The 22897-nt window shown below is 67.0% G+C and carries 20 protein-coding genes; 12 read left to right on the top strand and 8 right to left on the bottom strand.

Going from position 1 to position 22897, the window contains the following annotated elements:
* Positions 1 to 6: 6 nt before the first annotated feature.
* Positions 7 to 885 (bottom strand): hypothetical protein, encoded by an 879-nt coding sequence (locus AASM09_RS00175; protein WP_049429161.1) that lies wholly within the window; start codon positions 883 to 885, stop codon positions 7 to 9.
* A 261-nt stretch (positions 886 to 1146) separates the two neighbouring features.
* On the opposite strand from AASM09_RS00175, the gene AASM09_RS00170 reads away from it, so the two are divergent.
* Positions 1147 to 1986, top strand: coding sequence for an acid phosphatase (locus tag AASM09_RS00170; protein ID WP_049429162.1), 840 nt, complete (start codon positions 1147 to 1149; stop codon positions 1984 to 1986).
* A gap of 132 nt (positions 1987 to 2118) precedes the next feature.
* Here AASM09_RS00170 and AASM09_RS00165 read toward each other — a convergent pair whose 3' ends face one another.
* Positions 2119 to 4389: a TonB-dependent receptor gene (locus AASM09_RS00165; protein WP_049429163.1), complete on the bottom strand. Its 2271-nt coding sequence runs from the start codon at positions 4387 to 4389 to the stop codon at positions 2119 to 2121.
* A gap of 158 nt (positions 4390 to 4547) precedes the next feature.
* On the opposite strand from AASM09_RS00165, the gene AASM09_RS00160 reads away from it, so the two are divergent.
* Positions 4548 to 5564, top strand: a complete 1017-nt coding sequence (locus tag AASM09_RS00160) for a TIGR00266 family protein (protein ID WP_049429164.1) — start codon at positions 4548 to 4550, stop codon at positions 5562 to 5564.
* A 177-nt stretch (positions 5565 to 5741) separates the two neighbouring features.
* Positions 5742 to 6734 (top strand): patatin-like phospholipase family protein, encoded by a 993-nt coding sequence (locus tag AASM09_RS00155; protein ID WP_019337382.1) that lies wholly within the window; start codon positions 5742 to 5744, stop codon positions 6732 to 6734.
* A 39-nt stretch (positions 6735 to 6773) separates the two neighbouring features.
* Here AASM09_RS00155 and AASM09_RS00150 read toward each other — a convergent pair whose 3' ends face one another.
* The gene (locus tag AASM09_RS00150) at positions 6774 to 7259 is read right to left on the bottom strand and encodes an Lrp/AsnC family transcriptional regulator (protein WP_049429165.1); all 486 of its coding nucleotides are present in this window, start codon (positions 7257 to 7259) and stop codon (positions 6774 to 6776) included.
* 125 nt (positions 7260 to 7384) lie between these two features.
* Here AASM09_RS00150 and phhA point away from each other — a divergent pair, with 125 nt between their 5' ends.
* Complete coding sequence (gene phhA, locus AASM09_RS00145; RefSeq protein WP_049429166.1) at positions 7385 to 8278, top strand: phenylalanine 4-monooxygenase; 894 nt, start codon at positions 7385 to 7387, stop codon at positions 8276 to 8278.
* A 109-nt stretch (positions 8279 to 8387) separates the two neighbouring features.
* On the opposite strand, the gene AASM09_RS00140 is transcribed toward phhA, so the two are convergent.
* Positions 8388 to 9443: a LacI family DNA-binding transcriptional regulator gene (locus AASM09_RS00140; RefSeq protein ID WP_049429167.1), complete on the bottom strand. Its 1056-nt coding sequence runs from the start codon at positions 9441 to 9443 to the stop codon at positions 8388 to 8390.
* 238 nt (positions 9444 to 9681) lie between these two features.
* Here AASM09_RS00140 and AASM09_RS00135 point away from each other — a divergent pair, with 238 nt between their 5' ends.
* The 4 genes from AASM09_RS00135 to AASM09_RS00120 all read left to right on the top strand — a co-directional run bounded on the left by AASM09_RS00135 (position 9682) and on the right by AASM09_RS00120 (position 12712).
* The gene (locus AASM09_RS00135) at positions 9682 to 10272 is read left to right on the top strand and encodes a cysteine dioxygenase family protein (RefSeq protein ID WP_049429168.1); all 591 of its coding nucleotides are present in this window, start codon (positions 9682 to 9684) and stop codon (positions 10270 to 10272) included.
* Positions 10273 to 10389: 117 nt separating this feature from the next.
* Positions 10390 to 11028, top strand: a complete 639-nt coding sequence (gene eda, locus AASM09_RS00130) for a bifunctional 4-hydroxy-2-oxoglutarate aldolase/2-dehydro-3-deoxy-phosphogluconate aldolase (RefSeq protein ID WP_049429169.1) — start codon at positions 10390 to 10392, stop codon at positions 11026 to 11028.
* 96 nt (positions 11029 to 11124) lie between these two features.
* A complete protein-coding gene (adhP, locus tag AASM09_RS00125) occupies positions 11125 to 12153 on the top strand; it encodes an alcohol dehydrogenase AdhP (RefSeq protein WP_049429170.1) in 1029 nt (342 codons plus the stop codon).
* A 166-nt stretch (positions 12154 to 12319) separates the two neighbouring features.
* The gene (locus AASM09_RS00120; RefSeq protein WP_049429171.1) at positions 12320 to 12712 is read left to right on the top strand and encodes a hypothetical protein; all 393 of its coding nucleotides are present in this window, start codon (positions 12320 to 12322) and stop codon (positions 12710 to 12712) included.
* Between the two features lie 75 nt (positions 12713 to 12787).
* Here the strand turns inward: AASM09_RS00120 and ligD are convergent, their stop codons facing one another.
* The 3 genes from ligD to AASM09_RS00105 all read right to left on the bottom strand — a co-directional run bounded on the left by ligD (position 12788) and on the right by AASM09_RS00105 (position 16738).
* Positions 12788 to 15274 carry a DNA ligase D gene (gene ligD, locus AASM09_RS00115; RefSeq protein ID WP_049429172.1) on the bottom strand — a complete coding sequence of 829 codons (2487 nt, stop codon included), beginning with the start codon at positions 15272 to 15274 and terminating at the stop codon, positions 12788 to 12790.
* A gap of 3 nt (positions 15275 to 15277) precedes the next feature.
* Positions 15278 to 16198: a Ku protein gene (locus AASM09_RS00110; protein ID WP_049429173.1), complete on the bottom strand. Its 921-nt coding sequence runs from the start codon at positions 16196 to 16198 to the stop codon at positions 15278 to 15280.
* A 141-nt stretch (positions 16199 to 16339) separates the two neighbouring features.
* Positions 16340 to 16738 (bottom strand): hypothetical protein, encoded by a 399-nt coding sequence (locus tag AASM09_RS00105; protein WP_014035432.1) that lies wholly within the window; start codon positions 16736 to 16738, stop codon positions 16340 to 16342.
* A 147-nt stretch (positions 16739 to 16885) separates the two neighbouring features.
* On the opposite strand from AASM09_RS00105, the gene AASM09_RS00100 reads away from it, so the two are divergent.
* A complete protein-coding gene (locus AASM09_RS00100) occupies positions 16886 to 17230 on the top strand; it encodes a hypothetical protein (RefSeq protein ID WP_343368676.1) in 345 nt (114 codons plus the stop codon).
* 79 nt (positions 17231 to 17309) lie between these two features.
* Here AASM09_RS00100 and AASM09_RS00095 read toward each other — a convergent pair whose 3' ends face one another.
* Positions 17310 to 19400, bottom strand: coding sequence for a TonB-dependent receptor family protein (locus tag AASM09_RS00095; protein ID WP_049429174.1), 2091 nt, complete (start codon positions 19398 to 19400; stop codon positions 17310 to 17312).
* Positions 19401 to 19571: 171 nt separating this feature from the next.
* Here AASM09_RS00095 and AASM09_RS00090 point away from each other — a divergent pair, with 171 nt between their 5' ends.
* From AASM09_RS00090 to AASM09_RS00080, 3 genes are all read left to right on the top strand, one after another.
* On the top strand, positions 19572 to 20774 hold the full coding sequence (locus tag AASM09_RS00090) for an aromatic amino acid transaminase (protein WP_049429175.1): 1203 nt from the start codon (positions 19572 to 19574) through the stop codon (positions 20772 to 20774).
* Positions 20775 to 21041: 267 nt separating this feature from the next.
* A complete protein-coding gene (locus tag AASM09_RS00085; RefSeq protein WP_014035428.1) occupies positions 21042 to 22058 on the top strand; it encodes a class 1 fructose-bisphosphatase in 1017 nt (338 codons plus the stop codon).
* 108 nt (positions 22059 to 22166) lie between these two features.
* The gene (locus AASM09_RS00080; RefSeq protein ID WP_049429176.1) at positions 22167 to 22874 is read left to right on the top strand and encodes a 2OG-Fe(II) oxygenase; all 708 of its coding nucleotides are present in this window, start codon (positions 22167 to 22169) and stop codon (positions 22872 to 22874) included.
* Positions 22875 to 22897 lie beyond the last annotated feature (23 nt).

The following is a 22897-nucleotide window of genomic DNA, read 5'->3' as shown; positions in this document are numbered from 1 at the left end:
TCTCCCTCACTGGGTCAGGTCGTTGCGCAGGATCGTGCCGAGGCCGAAGCACTCGCGACGACTCTGGTTGTGGCTGAGCGGCTCTGCCCCCTGGGTACGCTGCTTGTCGGTGAACCAGGTGGTGCCGGCGGCCTTCTGGCTGCTGCACTCCAGGAAGCCGTCGGAGCAGGACGACAGCCAGTTCTGGGTGAACTCCAGGCCGACATTGGCGGCATAGCCCCCGCAGTAGCTGTTGCTGTCCCACACCGCCGATTCCACGTCACTGCCGACCACCGCGCGGAACGGCTTGGGCAGGGCGGGACGGCCTGCGGTGCCGTACAGGTTCTGCGCGTTGTAGGTGGCCATGCTCGCCACCTGCTGCTGCCGCACCGCGTCGTTCTTGTAGCCCAGCAGCCAGCCCAGCGAGGTTTCAAAGGTATTGCCATTGAGCACCGCATCGGCCAGCGGCGTGCCCGCCGAGGACGGTGCCAGCGCGGTGACCTTGCGCACCGTGCGGATGATCTTCGGGTAGCGGCTGTCGTAGGTCGGGTTGGACAGGATCCAGCGCACCACGTTGCCGCCGTTGGAATGGGTGATCACCACCAGCTGGGTGATGCCGCGGCTGTCGATGAAACTGGTCAGCTGGTTGGCCAGGCAGCCGGCGGCCTCCGGCTTCCACATGTACTGGGTGAAGTCGCAGTTGATGACAACGTAGTTGCTGCTGTTCGGCAGGCCCTGGCGCACGGTGTCGATGATGGCCGGCTGCCAGTAGTCCTGGGTGGCGTTGGTCTGCGCGCCGGTGCCATGCACGAAGGCCACGCCGACCACGTCGGCGGCCTGCGCCGGCGTTGCTGCAAGCCCGAGGAGCAGGGCCAGGACGGTACTTCCTGTTGCGGTGCTGCGCATCGCTTCTCTCCCTCTGTCTGCGGATCCCCCCGACCCGGCTGGAACTGGACGGCCCTGGCGCTTGCCGTTGTGCCGATGCTCGCGGTGCAGCGGCGTGAAAGTCCGTGCGCTGCGCCCGGATTCAGGAGACTGACGCCACTCGATGACGTTTTTCATATCGCGGCAATGACCATGCCGGGTCTGGCCGTATGACCGATGGCCACTGCGGTGTCGTACACGGACTGCGATCATGGCGCGATGTTTTTTCTCCGGAGCCCGTCCATGTCGCTGATTTCCCACCCTGCCCGCCCGCTGCTCGGCCTTGCCGTGGCAGTGGCCCTGGCCGGTTGTGCCGCCACCGCCGCCAAGCCGACCGCCGTCGAAGCCAACATCACCACCAAGGCCGTGGGCTATCTGGACAAGGATGCGGTCCCGGCCAGCCTGGACCTGGTGCCGGCGCCGCCGGTGGCCGGTTCGGCCGCCCTCGCCCTGGACGAACAGGTCAGCCGTGAAGCCCGCGCGCTGCGTGGCAGCCCGCGCTTCGCCCAGGCCGGCATCGATGCGGAACTCGGCTTCCCCGAAGGTGCAAACCACTTCTCCTGCGCCGCCGACATCGACGTCGATGCGGTGAAGACTCCGGCGCTGTATCGACTGCTGGAGCGCAGCCGGATCGACGCCAGCGCCGCCACCAAGGCGGCCAAGAACCACTACCAGCGCCCGCGCCCGTTCATGGTCAACGGTGAGCCGACCTGCTCGCCGAAGGATGAAGAAGGCCTGCGCAAGAATGGCTCCTACCCGTCCGGCCATACCTCGATCGGCTGGGCCTGGGCACTGATCCTGTCGGAGATCGTGCCGGACCGCGCCGATGCCATCCAGGCCCGCGGCCGCAACTACGGCGAGAGCCGCCTGGTGTGCAACGTGCACTGGCAGAGCGACATCCTGGAAGGCCGCTTCATGGGCGCCGCCGCCGTGGCCCGCCTGCACGACAACGCCGCGTTCAACAAAGACCTGCTGGCCGCACGCAAGGAGATCGCTGCCGCGCGCAAGGCCGGCCTGCACTCCAGCCGCGACTGCACCACCGAGAACGCGGTACTGAAGGTGCGCCCGCAGAGCGCGTTGTAAGCCATGCCTCTGTAGAGCCGAGCCATGCTCGGCTCAGAGCAGCCGAGCGCAGGCTCGGCTCTACATGAAGCAGGAAACAGAAGGGCCGGCATTACGCCGGCCCTTCTTCATTGCATCAACGCAGCGACCGCATCAGAACTTCGCGGTGAACTCCACGCCCCAGGTACGCGGCTCGTTGAGGAAGCCGGTCAGGTTGTTGAAGTCGATCGCACCGACCACGCGGGTCTGGTTGGTCAGGTTGCGGCCGAACACAGCCACGTCGTACTGGCCGTAATCCCAGTTGTAGCCCAGGCGCAGGCCACCTTCCAGCGAACTACGGCCGCGGAATTCCGGCGACTCGTAGATGAAGAAGTTCACCGCACTGCGGTAGGCCCAGTCGGTGTAGGCGTAGAGCTCGCTGCCGTCGCTGAGTGGGAAGCCCACGCGCAGGGTCGCGTTGTGGATCCACTTCGGTGCCTGCGGCAACGGGTTGCCGTTGACCAGCGCATAGGTCTGGCCGTTGATCACCGTGGTCGGGTCGGTAATGGTGCAGCCACCGCCGCAGATCGCCACCGCCAGGTTCTTGTCCTTGATCTCGGTGTCGTTGTAGCTGCTGCCGAAGGTCAGCAGGACGTTGTCGGCCAGGTAGGCCTCCAGGTCCAGCTCCACGCCCTGGCCGATGGTCTTGTCGGCATTGAGCAGGGTGGCGGTGTTGTTGCTGCCGCCCACGGCGATCAGCTGCTGGCCGTCGACGTTGTAGCGGAACACGCTCAGTCCCAGGCGCGCGCGGCGCTCGAACAGGTCGGCCTTGATGCCGGCTTCATACGAGATCACCTTCTCCGAATCGGCCTGCGACAGGCCCGGCGCGAAGGCCAGGCGGCCCTGGATCGACGGTGCGCGGAAGCCCTTGGCCACACGGGCGTAGGCGTTGATGTCATCGGTCAGCTTGTACACGCCGCTGACATCCCAGCTGACGTCGTTGACGTCGGTGTTGGCCAGGTACGGGCCGCTGACCGGGGTGCCGAACGGAACGGCCTGCAGCACGCTGGCGCTGAAGTCCTTCTTGTCCTGGGTGTAGCGCACGCCGGCACGCAGCTTGAAGCGGTCGGTGACATCGAAGTCGCCCGAAGCGAACACCGCCCACGCCTTGTTCCGCTGGTTCTGCACCACGTGGCCGGTCTGCGGGTTGCCCGGGGTCAGCGAGTCGTAGTTGAAGTTGTTGATGGTCACGTCTTCATCGAAGTAGAAGACGCCGGCCTGCCAGTCGAAGCGGCCCCATTCGTTGGACTCGATGCGCACTTCCTGCGTCCACTGGCGGTGGTGCGGCAGGCCGTCGGCAGACTCCGACGAGAACGGAATCAGGCCCGGGCCGTAATTGCCGGCACCGAGGAAGGCTGCACCGTAGCCACCGTCGATGTCACCACGGTTGAGCGATTCGGCGGTCTCGTAGCCGGTGATCGAGTGCAGGGTCACCGAGCCGAGGTTCCACTGCAGGCGCGCGCTGCCGCCCCAGGTGTCCAGGTCCGAGAAGTTGACGCCGTCGTTGGCCACCTTGTCGCGGTCGAAGTTCTCGACCAGCGAATTGCCGCCCTTCTGGATGATGTTGGCGCGGAACAGGCGCGCGGTGCCGTTGAGCTTGCGCTTGTGCAGGTTGAACAGCGCTTCGAAGTCGTCGCCTTCGTACAGGAACTGCACGCGGCCTGCGGATTCGTCATAGCCTTCGAAGCCACTGTTGGGAGCTCCGACGCGGGTGTTGTCGACCCAGTCGTCGCGGCGCTGGTAGATGGCCGAGACACGTGCCGACCAGCGGTCGGTCAGCGGGCCGCCGTAGGCACCCTGCACGTTCCAGCTGTTGTAGCTGCCATATCCCACGCGGATGTAGCCATCGGCATCCTGCGACGGGCGTGCCGAATCGAACTTGACCACGCCGGCCGGGGTGTTGCGGCCGAACAGGGTGCCCTGCGGGCCACGCAGCACTTCCACGTTGGCCAGGTCGAACAGCGGGAAGCCCTTCAGCAGCGGGCTTTCCTGCACCACGTCGTCGTACACCAGCGACACCGGCTGCGAGGCATTGAGGTCGAAATCGGTGTTGCCCAGACCGCGGATGTAGAAGCGCGGGAAGGCACGGCCGTAGGACGACTCGATGTTGAGGCTGGGCACGCGCGCGGCCAGGAAGCGGATGTCATCGCCGGCCGAGCCGAGCACATCCAGCTTCTCGCCCTGGATCGCGCTCAGTGCGACCGGTACGTCCTTGGCGTTCTCGACGCGGCGCTGCGCGGTCACCTGCAGGGCATCGAGGGCAACCGGATCCTTGGCGGCAGGGGTTTCCTGGGCGGCTGCTACCAGCGGCAGCAGGGCGGAAAGAGCGGCAACGAGGGGGCGCGCGACCGGAAGGCGGCCACGGGAAGTACGGGTCGGGGACATGGCGGTAGGCTGTGTTTGGAGGGGTGGTAAAACGGCGCTACCAGATAATTGTTGCAATACAGCACCTACGCCGCAAATGCCCGCCGTTCATGGCCCCGTCGCCGGCGCCCCCGGGGGCTCGCTAGACTCGGGGTTTCCACCGCGACGGACCCGCCGCCATGACCCAGTGGTACTTCCATGCCTCCGCCCAGGCCGAGCGCGTCGGCCCGCTTGATGACGAGGCCGCGCGCCGCTACGCGCAGGCCAATCCACGCGCCCTGGCCTGGTGCCAGGGCATGAGCGGGTGGACGCCGATCGCCGAGGTGGCCGGGCTGCAGGCGCCGGCCCCGGGCATGCCCAATACCCCGCCGCCGGTGCCGGCAGGCGCCAGCGGTCGCGCCGACGACATCGAGTTCCGCATCGTCGGCCATGAAATGCAGTTCGTGGAGATCGAGCTCGACCCCGGCGAGAGCGCCATCGCCGAGGCCGGCGCGCTGATGTTCAAGGACGCTACGGTGCAGATGGACACGGTGTTCGGCGCCGCCAACGGCGACCAGGGCGGCGGCTTCATGGGCAAGGTGATGGCCGCAGGCAAGCGCGTGCTGACCGGCGAGAGCCTGTTCGCCACCGTCTACACGCAGAGCGGGCACGGCAAGGGCAAGGTCGCCTTCGCCGCGCCCTACCCGGGCACGGTGCTGGCGATGAAACTGGACCAGCACGGCGGCCGCCTGATCTGCCAGAAGGACAGCTTCCTGGCCGGCGCGCGCGGCGTGCAGATCGGCGTGCAGTTCCAGCGCAAGATCATGACCGGCCTGTTTGGCGGCGAGGGCTTCATCATGCAGAAGCTGGAGGGCGACGGCTGGGTGTTCATCCACGCCGGTGGCTGCGTGGTCGAGCGCGAGCTGGCTGCCGGTGAACGCCTGGACGTGGATACCGGCTGCGTGGTGGCGTATCACCCCACGGTGGACATGGACGTACGCCGGGTCACCGGCATCAAGAGCATGCTGTTCGGAGGCGAGGGCGTGTTCCTGGCCACGCTGACCGGTCCAGGCAAGGTCTGGCTGCAGTCGCTGCCGTTCTCGCGCCTGGCTGGCCGCATGTGGATGGCCGCACCGCAGGGCGGTGGCCAGAGCCGCGGCGAAGGTTCGGTGCTGGGAGGTCTTGGCCGGATGCTGGACGGCGACAACCGGTTCTGACCCACTCGTTTGGTAGGTGCCGACCTTGGTCGGCACTGGAATCTGCGCGTGCCGACCAAGGTCGGCACCTACCGTACCTCTTTCCTGAATGGGCGAGGATTCCCACCCTGCCCGCCCCGCCACGGCTTCGGTATGCTGGCGCCTTTTCCCGAGCCCGGCGCCGCGAGCGCACTGCCGATGAGCCTGTTCCGCCCCCGCATGCTGCTGTCCGTCGCCCTGATCGGCCTGCTGGCCGGCTGCGGCGGTGATCCGGTCCGCCCCACGCCGCCGCCGGCCCCCACCGTGGTGCCGCAGGCCAAGCCGGTGAAGATCGGTATCGCGCTCGGCGGTGGCGCGGCCAAAGGCTTCGCCCACATCGGCGTGATCAAGATGCTGGAAGCCAATGGCTTCGAGCCCGCGGTGGTGTCCGGCACCAGTGCCGGCAGCGTGGTCGGCGCGCTGTATGCCAGCGGCATGGACGCGTTCCAGATGCAGAGCAAGGCGGTGGCGCTGGATGAAGCCAGCATCCGCGACGTGCGCCTGTTCTCCGGTGGCCTGGTGCAGGGCCAGAAGCTGCAGGACTACGTCAACGAACAGGTCGCCAACCGTCCGGCCGAACGCCTGAAGAAGCCGTTCGCCGCCGTCGCCACCCAGTTGGAAACCGGCGAGCGGGCGATCTTCGTGCGCGGCAACGTCGGCCAGGCGGTGCGCGCGTCGAGCAGCATTCCCGGTGTGTTCGAGCCGGTGAAGATCGGCGGTCGCAACTACATCGATGGCGGTGTGGTCAGCCCGGTGCCGGTGGATGCCGCACGCCAGCTCGGCGCCGACTTCGTGATCGCCGTGGACATTTCCAGCAAGGCCAGCGGCAAGGCACCGACCGACATGCTGGGCATCGTCAACCAGTCCATCTCGATCATGGGCCAGCGCCTCGGCGAGCAGGAACTGGCACGCGCCGACATCGTCATCCGCCCGAAGGTGCTGGACATCGGCGCTGCCGATTTCAGCCAGCGTGGCACCGCGATCCTGGAAGGCGAAAAGGCTGCGATGGCGGCCATGCCGCAGATCCGCGCGAAGATCCAGCAGCTGCAGCGCGCGCGCGCCGCCGCAGCGGCACCGGCGCCGGTGGCCGCACCGAAGTGCGAGGAAGCCTCGCGCCTGGGCAAGCTGATGGGCCGCAAGGACAAGTGCTGATCCGTTGGTGCCTGGCCACCGGGCACGCCTGGTGGCCGCTCAGGGCTCCAGCTGCGACAGCGGCAATGCCTGGAATCCCTTCACCGTGCGCAGCACGAAGCTGGAATTGGCATCGGCCACGCCGCCGGCATTGAGCAGCCGGTCCAGCAGGAAGTGCGAGAAGTGCTCCAGGTCGCGCACGTAGACGTGCAGCAGGTAATCCATGTCGCCGGTCAGTGCATGGCAGGCCACCACTTCATCCCACGCTTGCACGCTGTCCACGAAGTGGCCGATGGCGGCTTGGTCGTGTTTTTCCAGCTGCACGCGCACGAAGGCCTGCAGGCCCAGGCGCAACTGCCGCGGTTCCAGCCGCGCGCCGTAGCCGACGATCACACCCTCGCTTTCCAGCCGCTGCAACCGCCGCAGGCAGGCCGAAGGCGAGAGATTCACCCGCGCCGCCAGTTCGGCGTTGGTGGCGCGCCCATCCCGCTGGATTTCAGCCAGCAGGCGTATATCCGTGCGATCGAACTGGACTTCTCCGGCCATTGTTGCCCCGCAACATGGTGAGTACGCAAGGATATTGCGCCAACAAGGCCAATCGGCGCAACTTTTGCAACCCTGTTGCGCGGGCTCTGGCCTAGCATCGTAGGTATCCCGTCAAGGAGTGCCCCATGGACCTCGCCCAGCCCCGCCGCGTCGAACACCAGCAGACCGACAAGGGCTACGTGCCGGTGTACACCACCGCGCTCGTCGAGCAGCCGTGGGACACCTATAGCGCCGACGACCACGCCACCTGGAGCACGCTGTACCAGCGCCAGCGCGAACTGCTGGTCGGCCGCGCCTGCCAGGAATTCCTGGACGCGCAGGACGAGATGGGCATGAGCGCGCACATGATTCCGCGCTTCGACCAGCTCAACGAAGTGCTCGGCGCAGCCACCGGCTGGACCCTGGTCGGCGTCGAAGGCCTGCTGCCGGAACTGGATTTCTTCGACCACCTGGCCAACCGCCGTTTCCCGGTGACCTGGTGGATCCGTCGCCCGGACCAGATCGACTACATCGCCGAGCCGGACCTGTTCCACGATCTGTTCGGCCACGTACCGCTGCTGATGAACCCGGTGTTCGCCGACTACATGGAGGCGTACGGGCGCGGCGGCGTCAAAGCGCACGCGATCGGCCCGGATGCGCTGCAGAACCTGACGCGCCTGTACTGGTACACGGTGGAGTTCGGCCTGATCGATACGCCCGAAGGCCTGCGCATCTACGGTGCCGGCATCGTGTCGTCGAAGGGCGAATCGCTGTACTCGCTGGAATCAGCCGCGCCCAACCGCATCGGCTTCGACCTGCAGCGCATCATGCGCACGAAGTACCGCATCGACACGTTCCAGAAGACCTACTTCGTCATCGACAGCTTCGAACAGCTGATGCAGGCGACGTCGCCGGACTTCACCCCGATCTACGCGGCACTGGCCGACCAGGCGCACCTGCCGGCCGGTGACGTGCAGAGCGATGACCGCGTGTTCCAGAAGGGCACGGGGGAAGGCTGGGCCGACGGCGGCGACGTGTAAGCACACAACGCGCATGGCTTCGCACTGAAAACGGCGCACATGGGTGCGCCGTTTTCATTGATGTCTGCACCGCTGCGCCGTCGCGGCGGCGCAGGCGAGGGCAGGGTACTCAGGCGTCCACGGCCCGGCAGGAACCGCGCACCATCAGCTGTGGATGCACGCTGGCCGCGGTCGGTGCATCCGGTACTTCGGTCTGCACCAGCATCGCCGCCGCCATGCGGCCGATGTCGGACACATGGCGGCGCACCGAAGTCAGCGGCGGCCACAACCGCGAGGCCAGCGGGCTGTCGTCATAGCTGACGATCGACAGCTGCTGTGGCACGGCAATTCCCGCACGCAGCGCAACCTGGTAGACACCGGCCGCCATCTCGTCGTTGCCGGCGAAGATCGCGCTGGGGCGTTGCCCGCCCATCAGCAGCCGCTCGGCGGCATGCACGCCGGACTCGAAGGTGTCACCGGCTTCCAGCACGCGTTCGCCCGGCAAGGTCAGCCCCACCTGGGCCAACCGCTCAAGGAAGCCATGCGTGCGCTCACGCGCCGCGCGCCGGTCTCCGGGCCCTGCGATCACCGCGATGTCACGATGGCCGAGCGAGAGCAGGTAACCCGCTGCTGCCGCCGCGCCATCGCGATCGTGGGTGACCACCGCCTGCACTTCATCCTCCGACGCATGTGCGTTGATGCGCACGTAGCGGCAATCGATGTCGTCCAGCATCTGCGCGAGCGCAACCGATTCGGATGCACGCGGGCCGAGGATCACCCCATGCAGCTTCTGCTGCTGCACGAAGCGGCGCACGCCGTGCGCGCATTCCGGATCCTGGCTGTCGCAGGGATGCACCACCAGCTCATAACCGGTGCCACGCAGCGCTTCCAGCGCGCCATGCTGCAGGTCAACGATGCATTGGGCACCCGGGTCGTCATACACCAGGCCGATCAGGAAGGAGCGGCGGAACGCGAGCCCGCGCGCCAGAGGGTCGGGCACGTAACCGACCTCGCGCATCAACGCCTCGACCTTGTCGCGGGTGTCTTTGCGCACCAGCGGCGAGTTGTTGATGATTCTTGAAACCGTTTTCTTGGAAACTCCCGACAGTCGTGCGATGTCGTTGATCGTGGCAGCCTTGCCTTTCGATGCCGGCAACGCGGCATCGCTCATATTTCGCACTGACATGTATAGAACCAGGTAAGTCGGAGAATTCTAGCCTTGCGCCCGTCGGGCGCGAAGTTGCGGAATGTCGCAGCTGGAGCGGCACAGACCGTGTTCGACACGTTCCACCGCGTGAGGTTCCATTGTGATCGCTCTACTGCATTTGCATCTGAACCGTTTTTCACGCGCGCTTGCCATGAATGCGGGTGCGACGCGCGCGATCACCAACATTCCCTTAACCAGGCTCCGCTACAGTCGGGGCATGGACCTGCAGACTTCTCCGTTTCCGGCGTTCCGTGGCCGCGACCGGTTGATCGCCGCAGTCGACGCGGCGATGACCTCCGGTGATGCCGAGCGCATCACCGCCGACCTGCAGCTGGCGCTGCAGGAAGCCATCGCGGACAGCCGCATCGAGTTGCCCGAATGCGTGCACCGTCCGGTCAGTGATCATTACGCGCGACGTCCGCTGTACCACAGCCGCGAACACGGCTACAGCGTGATTGCCATGAGCTGGGGCCCAGGGCAGGGCACGCCGCTGCACGACCACGATGCCATGTGGTGTGTGGAGGGCGTGTGGTCGGGCGAGCTGGAGATCACCCGCTATGAACTGCTGGAGTGCGCCGGCGAGCGCTGGCGCTTCCGCCGCCATGCCGTGCTGCGCGGCGGCTGCGGCAGTGCCGGCAGCCTGATTCCACCGCATGAATACCACACCCTGCGCAATGCCAGCGATGAGGCCCTGGCCATTTCGGTGCATGTGTACGAAGCGCCGATGGAACGTTCGGCGGTGTTCGATCCACTTGGGGGTGACTGGTACCAGCGCCGTATCCAGGCGTTGCAGGCCGATCCGGCCTGAGCCGGGCAGAGGGCAGGGCAGCGGACAGCGCCTTCGCAGCGCGCATGGCATCATGCGCCGCTGCGCTGCCGGACCCGGCGGCGATCCGCAATGCCCCGTCGGGCAAGGAGCAAGACCATGTCCAGCGCTGATCCGCGCCTGCGCGCGCTGTTGAAGCTGGCACCGGTGATTCCGGTGTACACCCCCGAAGACGTGAATGAAGCCGTCGAGGTAGCCCAAGCACTGTTCCGCGGTGGCCTGCCGGTGATCGAAGTGACCCTGCGCACGCCGCAGGCACTGGACGCCATCAAGGCCATGGTCGAGGCCGTGCCGGACGCAGTGATCGGCGCCGGTACCGTACTCAACGCCGCGCAGATGCAGGCGGCGAAGCAGGCCGGCGCACGTTTCGCGGTATCGCCCGGTGCAACGCCGATGCTGTATGCCGCCGCGCGCGATGCCGACCTGCCGTACCTGCCCGGTGCCGCCACCGCATCCGATCTGATCCTGGGCCTGGAGCACGGCAAGGACACCTTCAAGTTCTTCCCGGCCGTGCAGGCCGGCGGTGCCGCGCTGCTGGCCGCCTGGAACGGTCCATTCGCCGACGTGCGCTTCTGCCCGACCGGCGGCATCAGCGCGCAGACCGCGCCGCAGTTCCTGCACCTGCCCAATGTGCTGTGCGTGGGCGGTTCTTGGCTGACCACCCCGGCGCTGCTGCAGACCCGTGACTGGGAGGCGATCGAGCGCCTGGCGCGCGAGGCATCGGTGCTGGCCAGCTGAACACGCTGCAAGAATCTTCAAAGGTTTGATCGTGATCAAAGCGCCGGCCTCGAGCCGGCGTCATTCTGTGGGCAAGCGCACTGCGGAGATCCGAACATGCAATCCACCATGAAGGCCGCCGTCGTACGCGAGTTCGGCAAGCCGCTGGTCATCGAGGAAGTCTCGGTACCGCGCCCGGGGGCGGGCGAGGTGCTGGTCAGGATCGAGGCCTGTGGCGTCTGCCACACCGACCTGCACGCCGCCGAGGGCGACTGGCCGGTGAAACCGAACCCGCCATTCATCCCCGGCCACGAGGGCGTGGGGCACGTCGTGGCCGTGGGAGGCGGGGTAGGGCACGTCAAGGAAGGCGACAGGGTCGGCATCCCCTGGTTGTACTCGGCGTGTGGCCATTGCGAACACTGCCTGGGTGGCTGGGAAACGCTGTGCGAAACGCAGCGCAATACCGGTTACTCGGTCAACGGCGGCTTCGCCGAGTACGCACTGGCCGATGCCAACTACGTCGGCCTGCTTCCGAAGGAAGTGGGCTTCATCGAGATCGCGCCGGTGCTGTGCGCCGGCGTGACCGTCTACAAGGGCCTGAAGGTCACCGACACCAAGCCCGGTGACTGGGTGGCGATCTCCGGTATCGGCGGCCTGGGCCACATGGCGGTGCAGTACGCCCGCGCAATGGGCCTGAACGTGGCCGCGGTGGACGTGGATGACAACAAGCTGGCATTGGCCCGGCAGCTCGGCGCGCAGATCACCGTGAACGCGCGCACCACCGATCCGGCCGCCTTCCTCAGGAAGGAGATCGGCGGCGCGCACGGCGCCCTGGTCACGGCGGTCTCACCGAAGGCGTTCGAGCAGGCGCTGGGCATGGTCCGCCGTGGCGGCACCGTCTCGCTCAACGGCCTGCCGCCCGGCAATTTCCCGCTGGATATCTTCGGCATGGTGCTCAACGGCATCACCGTGCGCGGCTCGATCGTCGGCACCCGGCTGGACCTGCAGGAGTCGCTGCAGTTCGCCGCCGAAGGCAAGGTCGCGGCCACCGTCAGCACCGACCGCCTGGAGAACATCAACGACGTGTTCGCGCGCATGCACGCGGGCACCATTGAGGGCCGCGTGGTACTCGACTTCGCCGCCTGACCGCCTGTGCATGGCCGTCGTCGCTCCGTCCCCCTCTCCCACGGACGCGGCGGCCATGCCGATCCATCGGTAGTGCCGGCCGCTGGCCGGCAAACCCCAGGCGGTTCGGTAGTGCCGGCCGCTGGCCGGCAACGCGGGCACTCTGTGGCCGCCGTACAATGCGCGCATGCCCGGCCTGCTCAAGACCCTGTTCCTGTCCATCGTCGCCCTGATCGGCGGCGTCCTGTCGCTTGCGCTGGTCAGCAGCGTCGCCAGCTGGCTGCCCCCGTTGCTGGGCCTGTCGCCGGACAACAACAGCGTGCAGCTGGGCTGGGACCTCACCTTCAGCGTTCTTGGTGGCATCGCGGGCGTTTCCTTTGCCACCTATTACGCCCCCTGCTGGCCGCGTTCGCATGGCTTCTCGATCTGGTCGCTGATCGCGCTGGGCTGTGGCTACGCGATGTGGACGGCCGGTGCGGATTTCCCGTTCTGGTTCGTCATTTCGCTGCTGGCATCGCTGCCGCTGCAGCTGCTGGTGGGCTGGTGGTTCGGGCGCCGTGCGTCGCGTGACGCAACGTAGCGCCGCATCTGTAGAGCCGAGCCCATGCTCGGCTTTCATGCACATGGACACAGGCAGCCGAGCATGGGCTCGGCTCTACAGGTCCATGCGCGGCAGCGTCTGCTTCAGCGTGTCGATACCCTGCCATGGGTCACCCCTCAAGCGCTTTGCGCGCGCCAGCGCCTTGGCCATCGGAAACGCGTCGGCCGCACTGACGCGTGCAAGCTCTTCCCAGCGCAGCGGCACTGCCACGCCGGCAGCATCGCGTGCACGCAGCGACCACGAGCACACGCTGGTGGCGCCTCGCGTGTTGCGCAGCCAGTCGATGAAGATCACCCCGCCGCGCTTGGCCTTGCTCATCGTCGCCACGTAGCGATCAGGCTGCTCCAGCGCCATTGCCTGCGCGAACGCCTCGCAGAACGCCTTGGCCTCGTCCCAGCCTGCCTTGGGCTGCAGCGGCACCACCACGTGCACGCCCTTGCCACCGGACAGGCGTACGAAGCTCTTCAGGCCCACCTGCTGCAGGCGGTCACGCACATCGCGCGCAGCGGCCTTCACCTGTGCCCAGTTCACCCCTTCGCCGGGGTCGAGATCGAACACCAGACGATCCGGATGTTCGGGATCGGCCACCGTCGCGCCCCAGGGATGCAGTTCCAGGGTGTTCATCTGCACCAGCTGCAGCAGGCCCCGTAAATCGTCGATGTAGACGTAATCCTCGCGGCCGCTCTTCTGCTGCAGGGGCACCGCGTGCACCGCATCGCCCAGGCCGGGGCCATGGTGCTTCTGGAAGAAGCAGGCCTTGCCCACGCCGTCCGGGCAGCGCAGCAGTGACAGCGGACGTCCAGCAATCTCGGGCAGGATCCAGCGTGCCATCTGCCGGTAGTAGTCCGCCACGTCTCCCTTGCTGAGCTTCTGCTTTGGAAACACTACCCGCTCCGGATGAGTGATCTGGACCTCGCCTCCGGTTTCGGCATGCGCGGTGCTCATTCCCAGGTCCTCCTTCTGCTTGTCGCTGCGCAGTCGCTTGAAACTGGCCTGGCGCAGCAGGCCTTCCTTGCCCCAGCCACGGAAGGCCACCTCGGCAACCGCCACCGGCTTCACCCAGCGTACGCTGGCAGCGCGGAACGGCACATGCGCCGGCAGCTGCAGTACGGGCGTCTTCACGGCCAACGGCTGCAGTGCCTTGAGCAGTGCGCGCAGGCTTTCGTCGTCGAAGCCGGTGCCAACGCGGCCCACATAGCGCAAGCCTCCCTTGTCCGGCGTCGCCAGCAGCAGCGAGCCGAACCCCACTCGGGAACCCTTGGGTGCCGTGTAGCCGACGATCAGGAACTCGTCGGTGTCTTCGTGCTTCACCTTCACCCAGCTGCGCGCGCGGGTATTCACGTACGGGGCATCCATCTGCTTGCTGACGATGCCTTCGAATCCGGCCTTGCCACTGGCGTCGAACACCTGCGGGCCGTGGTCGATCACGTGCTCGCTGAAGGCCAGGGTGCCAGGCGCGGGCCCAATGAGCGCTTTCAGGAGTGCTTTGCGCTCCAGCAACGGCGCACGACTGATGTCCGCGCCAGCCACGCCCGGAAGATCGAACACGATGTAGCGCAGCGGTTGCTTCGAACTGCCGTCGATCACCCGCTGCAACGCTGCGAAGTCACTGCGTCCTTCCTTGTCCAGCACCACCAGCTCGCCATCCAGGCGCGCATCGCGCACCGGCAGCGCCTTCACGGCCTGCACCACTTCGGGAAAATCATCGGTCCAATCCAGACCATTGCGGGAGCGCAGCTTGACCTCGCCATTGTGCAGATCAGCCAGCAGGCGATAGCCATCCCACTTGATCTCGTGAAGCCAGCGGTCGCCGTCCGGCGCACTGTTGCGATGATCGGTCAACTGCGGTTTGAAGGCGCGCGGGTAGGGTGCGTCACGTGCGCCGTGCAGTTTCAGCGCGCGTGCATGCCAACCTGCATCGGCCTTGCGGTTCGCCGTGCGCGCGGCAGGCGCGGCGCGCGCGGCCTCCCTCGCGGTGCGCTTCTTCACTGCCGATGAGCGTTTCGGTGCGGACACTCCCGGCAGATCGTCTGCTTCTGCATCGCGTGCTTCCTCGTCATCGCGCTTGATCAGCAGCCACTGCACCTGGCGCCCTTTCATCGCCGTGCGCACCAGCTTCCAGCCACCGGCCAGGCGTTGTCCATGCAGCACGAAGTCGATCTTGCCCGCCGCCAGTGCCTGCAGTGGATCGCCTTCACAGGCCCAGGTGCCGTGATCGAAGACATCCACGTGGCCCGCACCATAGTGGCCTTCAGGAATGTCTCCCTCGAAACCGGCGTAGGACAGCGGATGGTCTTCCACTTCCACGGCCAGCCGCTTTTCACCGACGCGCAGCGAAGGCCCCTTGGGCACCGCCCAGCTCTTCAGTACGCCGTCCATTTCCAGGCGGAAGTCGTAGTGACGCGAGCTGGCATGGTGCAGCTGGATGACAAAGGTCGGCCGCCCCTTCGGGTCACCGGGGGCACGCGTGTCGTCAGGTTCCGGCGTCTGCCCGGCGCCGCCGCCAAGCCGGCGTTTGCGCCGATACTGGTGCAACGACATGGCTCACCCCGCCTTGCGTCGAGGTGCGGTCTTCTTTGCAGCCTTCTTCGTTGTTTTCTTTGCGGCCTTCTTCGCTGGTGACGTGGCGGCTGCTTTGCGCGTTGCGGCCTTCTTCGCTGGCGTTCGCTTGTTCGCATCCAGGCTCTTCTGCAGCAGCGCCATGAAGTCGACCACATTGGTACTTGCGTCCTCGCGCGGTGCCGGCTCATCGTCCACCCGCGTGGTGCCGCCCTTGGACTTGATGCGCTTGTTCAACACCTGCTGCAGGCGCTCGCGGAACTCATCGTGGTAGTGCGACGGGTCCCACTCACCGGACATCGACTCGATCAACTGCTCGGCCATCGCCGTTTCCTTGCTGGTGATGCGGTAGTCGGACAGTTTGCCGGTGGGCAGCTTGTAATCCTCGGGATCCACCAGTTCCTGTGGATAGCGCAGGATCATCAACACCAGTGCGTCCTCATGCGGCATGACCGCGCACAGGTATTCGCGCGTGCGCACCACCACCCGCGCGATGCCCACCTTGCCGGTGCTGCGCAGGGTTTCGCGCAGCAGCACATAGCCCTTTTCGGCCTTCTTGCCGGGCACCAGCAAATACGGTTTCTCGTAATAGCGCGGGTCGATCTGGGCCGCATCCACGAACGATTCCACCTCCACCGCCTCGTGGCTTTCCGGCGCGGCCGAGCGGATATCACCTTCCTCCAGCACGACATAACTGCCCTTGTCGTACTCATAGGCTTTGACGATGTCCTTCCAGGGCACTTCCTCGCCGGTGTCGGCGTTGACCCGTTCGAAACGGATCGGCTTGCGATCGCGGGAGTCGAGCATGCGGAACTGCAGATCGACTTTGCGCTCGCCGGACATCAACGACACTGGCACGTTGAGCAGGCCAAACGACAGCGTGCCGGTCCAGATCGGGCGGGCCATGGTGACACCTGTTACGGGGCAGGGGATGCCCAGCTTCTGCCCAGCGATGTAAACCACCCGTGTCCGTGCCGTGCACGTCAGGTGGCGCGGCCACTTGGCTGTAGAGCCGAGCCCAGGCTCGGCTGCTTCAAGTGCCCGCCACTACTGCAGCAGCGGCCTCACCGCCGCTGCCGGAATATGGTCCAGCGCGCGCCAGGCGTCTTCCACCACCGGCCGCGCCTGCGACCAGCCCAATCGTGACTGTCCGCGCATCTGTTCCCAGTGCTCGGCCAGTTCCTCGCAGGTATCTGCGGCATCACCGCGTGGCCAATCGGCAGCATGCGTGGTCAACGCGAAGGCATACACCGGGCACAGGTCACGCCAGTTGCGGTGGCTCTGCCCGCGGCGTTCCTCATAGTCGCTGAGCATGTACTGCAGGTAGTCCTGCGCCACCGCCTGGGGGTCTTCGTGGCGACGCGTACGGCGCTGCGCGGTGCGCTGGCCGAGCGGATCGAGCAGGGCGTTGAACACGGACGGTGCGGGTCGTTCAAGACGGGGCATGGCCGGCTCCTGCAGCGGGGCGGGTGGGCAGAAATACGCGCGGTGCCGTTACCGGGGGGTGAGCGAGATGTTCATGACGCCAGGTTCGCGGCGGCTTTACCTTGCTGGCGGTGTAGTGGGGCCCCCCCGAGCGCAGGTAGCCAGACCATGAGCCGAGAGACCTCCCGAGACCCGCTGCGGGAAAACCACCCGCCCATTCCCGGCGAACAGCGCGGCAAGCGCGATGCCGACAACGCCGACTACCGAGGCACCGGTGCGCCGTTCTTCGATGCTGCGCAGGGCGACGAACACCTGCCGGTGAAGCACGAGGCTGAACAGGCGGCCCAGGACCGCAAGGATGGCGGCGACCGCCATCGCGGTGGCCAGGAGAGCCCGCTCAAGCGCCGCGAGCGCAAGCAGCGCGCCAGCGACAACCAGGACGAGGCGCTGGAGGAAACCTTCCCGGCCAGCGATCCAACCTCGCCGTTCGTGCCGGCCAAGGCCCACGATTGACGGGTACTGCCGGCCGCTGGCCGGCAACCCCTTGACGCCCTGCGCGGCGCGATGCCCGCCAGCGGCCAACACTCCCTCTTCAGCGCCACGACCATTGCAGGCCGGCGTTGGCTCGCCGCCCCGGCCCCGGCTCGTAGTAGCGGCCATTGCCATCGTTGACGATTACCGAGCCGATGTAGGCCTGGTCCAGCACGTTCTCCAGCCGCGCGAAGGCGCGCAGTTCCCCGCCAGGCAGCGCCCAGCGGCGCCCACCTTCCAGGTGCAGCAGGGCGAAGCCCGGCGCGCGCTCGCTGGCCACGTCGTTGACCACGGTATCGCTGCTGGCGGTGGCCTCCAGCGCCCACTGCCAGTCGGCTGGCGTCCATTGCAGCCGGGCAAAGGCCTGCTGGCGGGGCACGCCCGGCAGGCGGCTGCCCGCAGCCACCGTGTTGTTCGCGGTCAGATAGGGCGAGCGCACCTGCGCCTGCAGCCAGGTCCACGCCAGCTGCAGTTCCAGCTGCTCGGCCAGCGGCTGCCGGTACTGCAGTTCCACACCCTGGCGGCGGGTGCGGCCGATGTTGCGATAGGTGCTGCGACCGCCGATGTTGCTGGCAACGGCCAGCTCGTCGTCGGTATCTGCACGGAACACACTGATATCAAGCTGGGTTCCGTCCTGCGCATGCCATTTGCTGCCGACCTCCACGCTGCGGCTGCGAGCAGCGGCCAGATCCAGTGCCAGCCCGGCTTGGCCGTCGGCGCGATAGCCCAGCTCGTTGAAGGTGGGGGTTTCGAAACCACGTCCCGCCGCCGCGTGCAGCCGCCACTGCGGGGTGGCCTCGAAGGTGATCCCGGCCACCGGGGTGGTGGCCTGATAGCGCCGGCGGCCACTGTCATCCGGGTTGCGGCCGATGATGTAGCGGTCGTCCGATTCGAAGCGCACGGTGCTGTGACGCACGCCGGCCAGCAATGACCAGCGCGGGCTCCACTGCCACCAGGCCTGGGCGAACTGGTCCACGTTCTGCACGACGTCGATCTGGTCACGGCGCAGGCGCCCGCGCACGCCCAGGATGTTGCCAACGAAGTTCTCGTATCCGGTGCGGTGCTGGCGCTGGCGGTCGGCGCTGAGCCCGGCCACCAGGTCCAGCGGTCGCCCTGCCAGATCGCCGTGCCAGCCCCAGCGCGCGTCCAGCCCACCGTAGCCCCCCTCCAGATCGATCACCCCACCGGCATGCAGGGGGTTGGCCTGGGCGGTCGGCGGGATCGGCAGGTACTGGCGTACCGCGCGCTGGCCGGCATAGCCCATCAGCTGCCAGCGCTGCGCTCCGGATTCACGCGTCCAGCGCAGACCCGCCTGCTGCTGGCGCACCGATTTGCGGGTGTTGTACTGGTGCGCCACTGCCGTGGCCTGGCGTGGGTCGGCTGCCACCTGCGCACGGGTCAAGCCCAGCGGGTCCTGCGCATCCGGTGCATCAAGCGCATTGAGCAGCAGTTCCAGCCGTCCGCCGCCCAGCTCACCGCCGATGCGCGCGTTGAGCGATTCGCGGCGCGCACGGCTGTGATCGCGCCAGCCATCGGTACGGAAGTGGTTGGCGGCGATGTTGTAGTCCAGCCCGCGACCCGCCCCCTTCAGCTGCGCGCCGACGCTGAGCGTGCGGTCGGCGCCAGCGTTCACGCGTAGCCGCCACGGGTCGCCGGCCTGGCCCTGCGCGCTCCAGACCTGAAGCACGCCGCCGGAGGAATTGCCGTACAGCGCCGAGAACGGCCCGCGCAGCACCTCGATGCGTTCGGCGCCCAACAGGCTGGCATGCGACAGCTGGCCCTGGCCATCGGGCATGGTCGCGGGCACCCCGTCGATCAATACCCGCACCCCGCGCACCCCGAAGGTGGAGCGCGCGCCGAAGCCACGGATCGACAGCTGCGTGTCCTGGGCGAAGTTCTGCCGGTCGCGTGCCAGCAGCCCTGGTACCCCGGCCAGCGCCTCGGACAGCTGCGCGCCGGTGCCCGCGCGGCTGGCATCGATCCAGACCGTGTCCAGGCTCGCGGGCAAGGCGAACGGGTCGATGCCGGGCACGCGTGCGGCCTGCACCTGCACGGCGGGCAGGGCGGAGGGCGCGGGCTCGGCCAGCGCCGCCCAGGGCGACAGCAGCAGGGCAGACAGCGGCAGGCAATGGCGTCGTGCAGCAGGATTCATGATTCAGGTTGATGGATCGGGCGGCAACGCACGCCATGGTACGGGGCTGCGGATGACGATGGCGGCGGCCAGCCCCGGCAGGCTTTGTTACGATGGGCTGTTTCCGGCTGAAAAGCCGCGGACCGCGTAGCGCACTTCCTCCCCCTTTCCGTCTACCGAACGAGTACCGCCGTGTCCTTCTTTGCAAACGTGGAACTGGTCCCAGGCGACCCGATCCTGGGCCTGACCGAGGCGTACAACGCCGACAGCCGCCCGACCAAGGTCAACCTGGGTGTGGGCATCTACTACGACGAGAGCGGCCGCATTCCGCTGCTGCGCGCCGTCAAGCAGATCGAGCAGCAGCTCGCCGCCGAAGCCAAACCGCGCGGCTACCTGCCGATCGATGGCCTGCCGGCGTACACGCAGGCGACGCGTGAGCTGGTGTTCGGCAAGGATTCGCCGCTGCTGGCCGCCGGCCGCGTCACCACCGCACAGACCGTCGGTGGCAGCGGTGCGCTGCGCGTCGGCGCCGACGTGCTGAAGAAACTGCTGCCGCACGCCACCGTGGCGCTGAGCAACCCGAGCTGGGAAAACCACCGTGCGGTGTTCAGCGCCGCCGGTTTCGACGTGGTGGAGTACACCTATTTCGACCCGACCACCCATGGCGTCAACTTCGACGCCCTGCTGGCCGACCTGGGCAAGCTGGACGCCGGCACCGTGGTGCTGCTGCACGCCTGCTGCCACAACCCCACCGGCGCCGACCTCACGGTCACCCAGTGGAAGCAGGTCGCGCAGCTGCTGAAGGACAAGCAGCTGTTCCCCTTCATCGACATGGCCTACCAGGGCTTCGACAAGGGCATCGAGCAGGACGGCGCCGCCGTGCGCATCATCGCCGAAGCCGGCATCGACAGCTTCATCGTCGCCAACTCGTACTCCAAGTCGTTCTCGCTGTACGGCGAGCGCGTGGGTGCGCTGTCGATGGTGGCGCCGACCGCCGCGGACGCCAAGGCCGTGCAGTCGCAGGTCAAGCGCGTGATCCGCACCATCTACTCCAGCCCGTCCACCCACGGTGCTGCGCTGGTGGCCGGCGTGCTGACCAACCCGGAACTGCGCGCGATGTGGGAGCAGGAACTGACCGAGATGCGCGAGCGCATCCACGCCCTGCGCCAGGGCCTGGTCGAGAAGCTGGCTGCCGCTGGCGCGCCGCAGTTCGGTTTCATCAACGAGCAGGCCGGCATGTTCTCCTACTCCGGCCTGAGCCGCGAGCAGGTCGAGCGCCTGCGCGACGAGTTCGGCATCTACGCCGTCGGCACCGGCCGCATCTGCGTGGCCGCGCTGAACCAGAACAACCTGGAGTACGTCGCCAAGGCCGTGGCCACCGTCGCCAAGGGCTGAAGCAAGGTTGCACGGGTTTGAGAACAAAGGCGCCGAAAGGCGCCTTTGTTTTTTGCGCGCTGGTCTCTGTAGAGCCGAGCCTACGCTCGGTTTGTGCGGCATGAAGGACGAAGCGCAGCCGAGCGCGGGCTCGGCTCTACAGAAGCAGGGCGCCCCGCTTCCACGAGCGCAACGCATCTGGAAACGATTACGCCTTCCCGCGCTCACGCACGCGCTTGCCGGACCGGCGACAATAGGCGTTTTCCTGCTGCCGAGACCTGCCCGCTCATGTCCCGTACTTCGTTGACCCGCTTCCTGATCCAGGAACAGCACGCCGGCCGCATCAATGCCGACCTGCGCCAGCTGATCGCGGTCGTCGCCCGCGCCTGCACCAGCATCTCCATCGCCGTCAGCAAGGGCGCCCTCGGTGGCGTGCTCGGCGACGCCGGTACCGGCAACGTGCAGGGCGAAGCGCAGAAGAAGCTGGATGTGATCAGCAACGAGATCCTGCTTGAAGCCAACGCCTGGGGTGGCCACCTCGCCGCGTGCGCCTCCGAAGAAATGGACCACAGCCAGCCGGTGCCGGACATCTACCCGCGCGGCGATTTCCTGCTGCTGTTCGATCCTCTCGATGGCAGCTCCAACATCGACGTCAACGTCTCCGTCGGCACCATCTTCTCCGTGCTGCGTTGCCCGACCAACGTCGAGCTGCCGGGCGATGACGCCTTCCTGCAACCGGGCAGCAAACAGATCGCCGCCGGCTACTGCATCTACGGGCCCAGCACCCAGCTGGTGCTGACCGTCGGCCACGGCACGCACGCCTTCACCCTGGACCGCGAGAAGGGCGAGTTCGTGCTGACCACCGAGAACATGCAGATTCCGGCGGCCACCCAGGAATTCGCCATCAACATGTCCAACCAGCGTCACTGGGAAGCGCCGATGCAGGCCTATGTGGGCGATCTGCTGGCCGGCAAGGAAGGCGCGCGCGGCAAGAACTTCAACATGCGCTGGATCGCCAGCATGGTGGCCGACGTGCATCGCATCCTGACCCGCGGCGGTATCTTCATCTACCCGTGGGACAAGAAGGACCCGTCCAAGGCCGGCAAGCTGCGCCTGATGTACGAAGCCAACCCGATGGGCCTGCTGGTCGAACAGGCCGGCGGCGCCGCCTGGACCGGCCGCGAGCGCATCCTCGACATCCAGCCCGACCAGCTGCACCAGCGCGTGCCGGTGTTCCTCGGTTCGCGCGAGGAAGTGGCCGAAGCCGTGCGCTACCACCACGCGCACGACGACGCGCAGGGCTGATGGGCGGTTGCCGGACGACGGTCATGGCAGATCGATGACATGACCGTGGGGTGACACCGAGGGCGGCAAACGGCACCATCAAGCCGTTGCCGCCTAAGGAATGCACGCATGCACGAGCAGGGCCCGGTCGATTTCATCGAGGTCATCCACAACGCGGTCCCCAGCGAGGTCTGCGCAGCGATCGTCGAGCGCATGCGGGCGGCGCGTGGCCTGCAGCCCGGTGCCGTGGGCAGTGGCGTGTTCCCGGAACTCAAGCACAGCAAGGATCTGCGCATCAGCGGCCTTGATGGCTGGCAGGATGTGGACCATCAGCTGCAGCACGCGGTGTTCGACGGCCTGCTGACTTATCTACGCCGTTATCCACAGGCATTGATCGCCCCGCTGATGTTGCAGATCCAGGACAGCAACGGCCAACCGCGACGCCTGTCTGCCGAGGACTTCCCTGACATGCCGCAGCAGCAACTGGCCGATCTTGCCCGCACCTGCCTGCGCCCGGGTGCGATCAACCTGCAGTGGTATGCGGCAGGCGAAGGCGGTTACCCGTACTGGCACTGCGAGCTGTACCCGAAGGATGCGCAGGCCGAGACCCTGCACCGGCACGTGCTGTGGACGCTGTACCTCAACGACGACTTTGACGAAGGCGAGACCGAGTTCCTGTTCCAGGGGCGGAAGATCGTGCCGCGCACCGGCAGTCTGTTGATTGCGCCGACCGCGTTCACCCACACCCATCGGGGCAACCGACCGCAGGGCGGCGACAAGTTCATCGCCACCAGCTGGATCCTGTTCCAGAGTGCGCAGAAGTTGTTCGGGGGTTGATCTCGAGCCTGCTCGACAGCCTC

Source organism: Stenotrophomonas maltophilia, from assembly GCF_039555535.1.
Taxonomy (GTDB): Bacteria; Pseudomonadota; Gammaproteobacteria; order Xanthomonadales; family Xanthomonadaceae; genus Stenotrophomonas; species Stenotrophomonas maltophilia_Q.
Note: the sequence above shows the minus strand (reverse complement) of the source record. Positions and strands in the feature narration are given on the sequence as shown.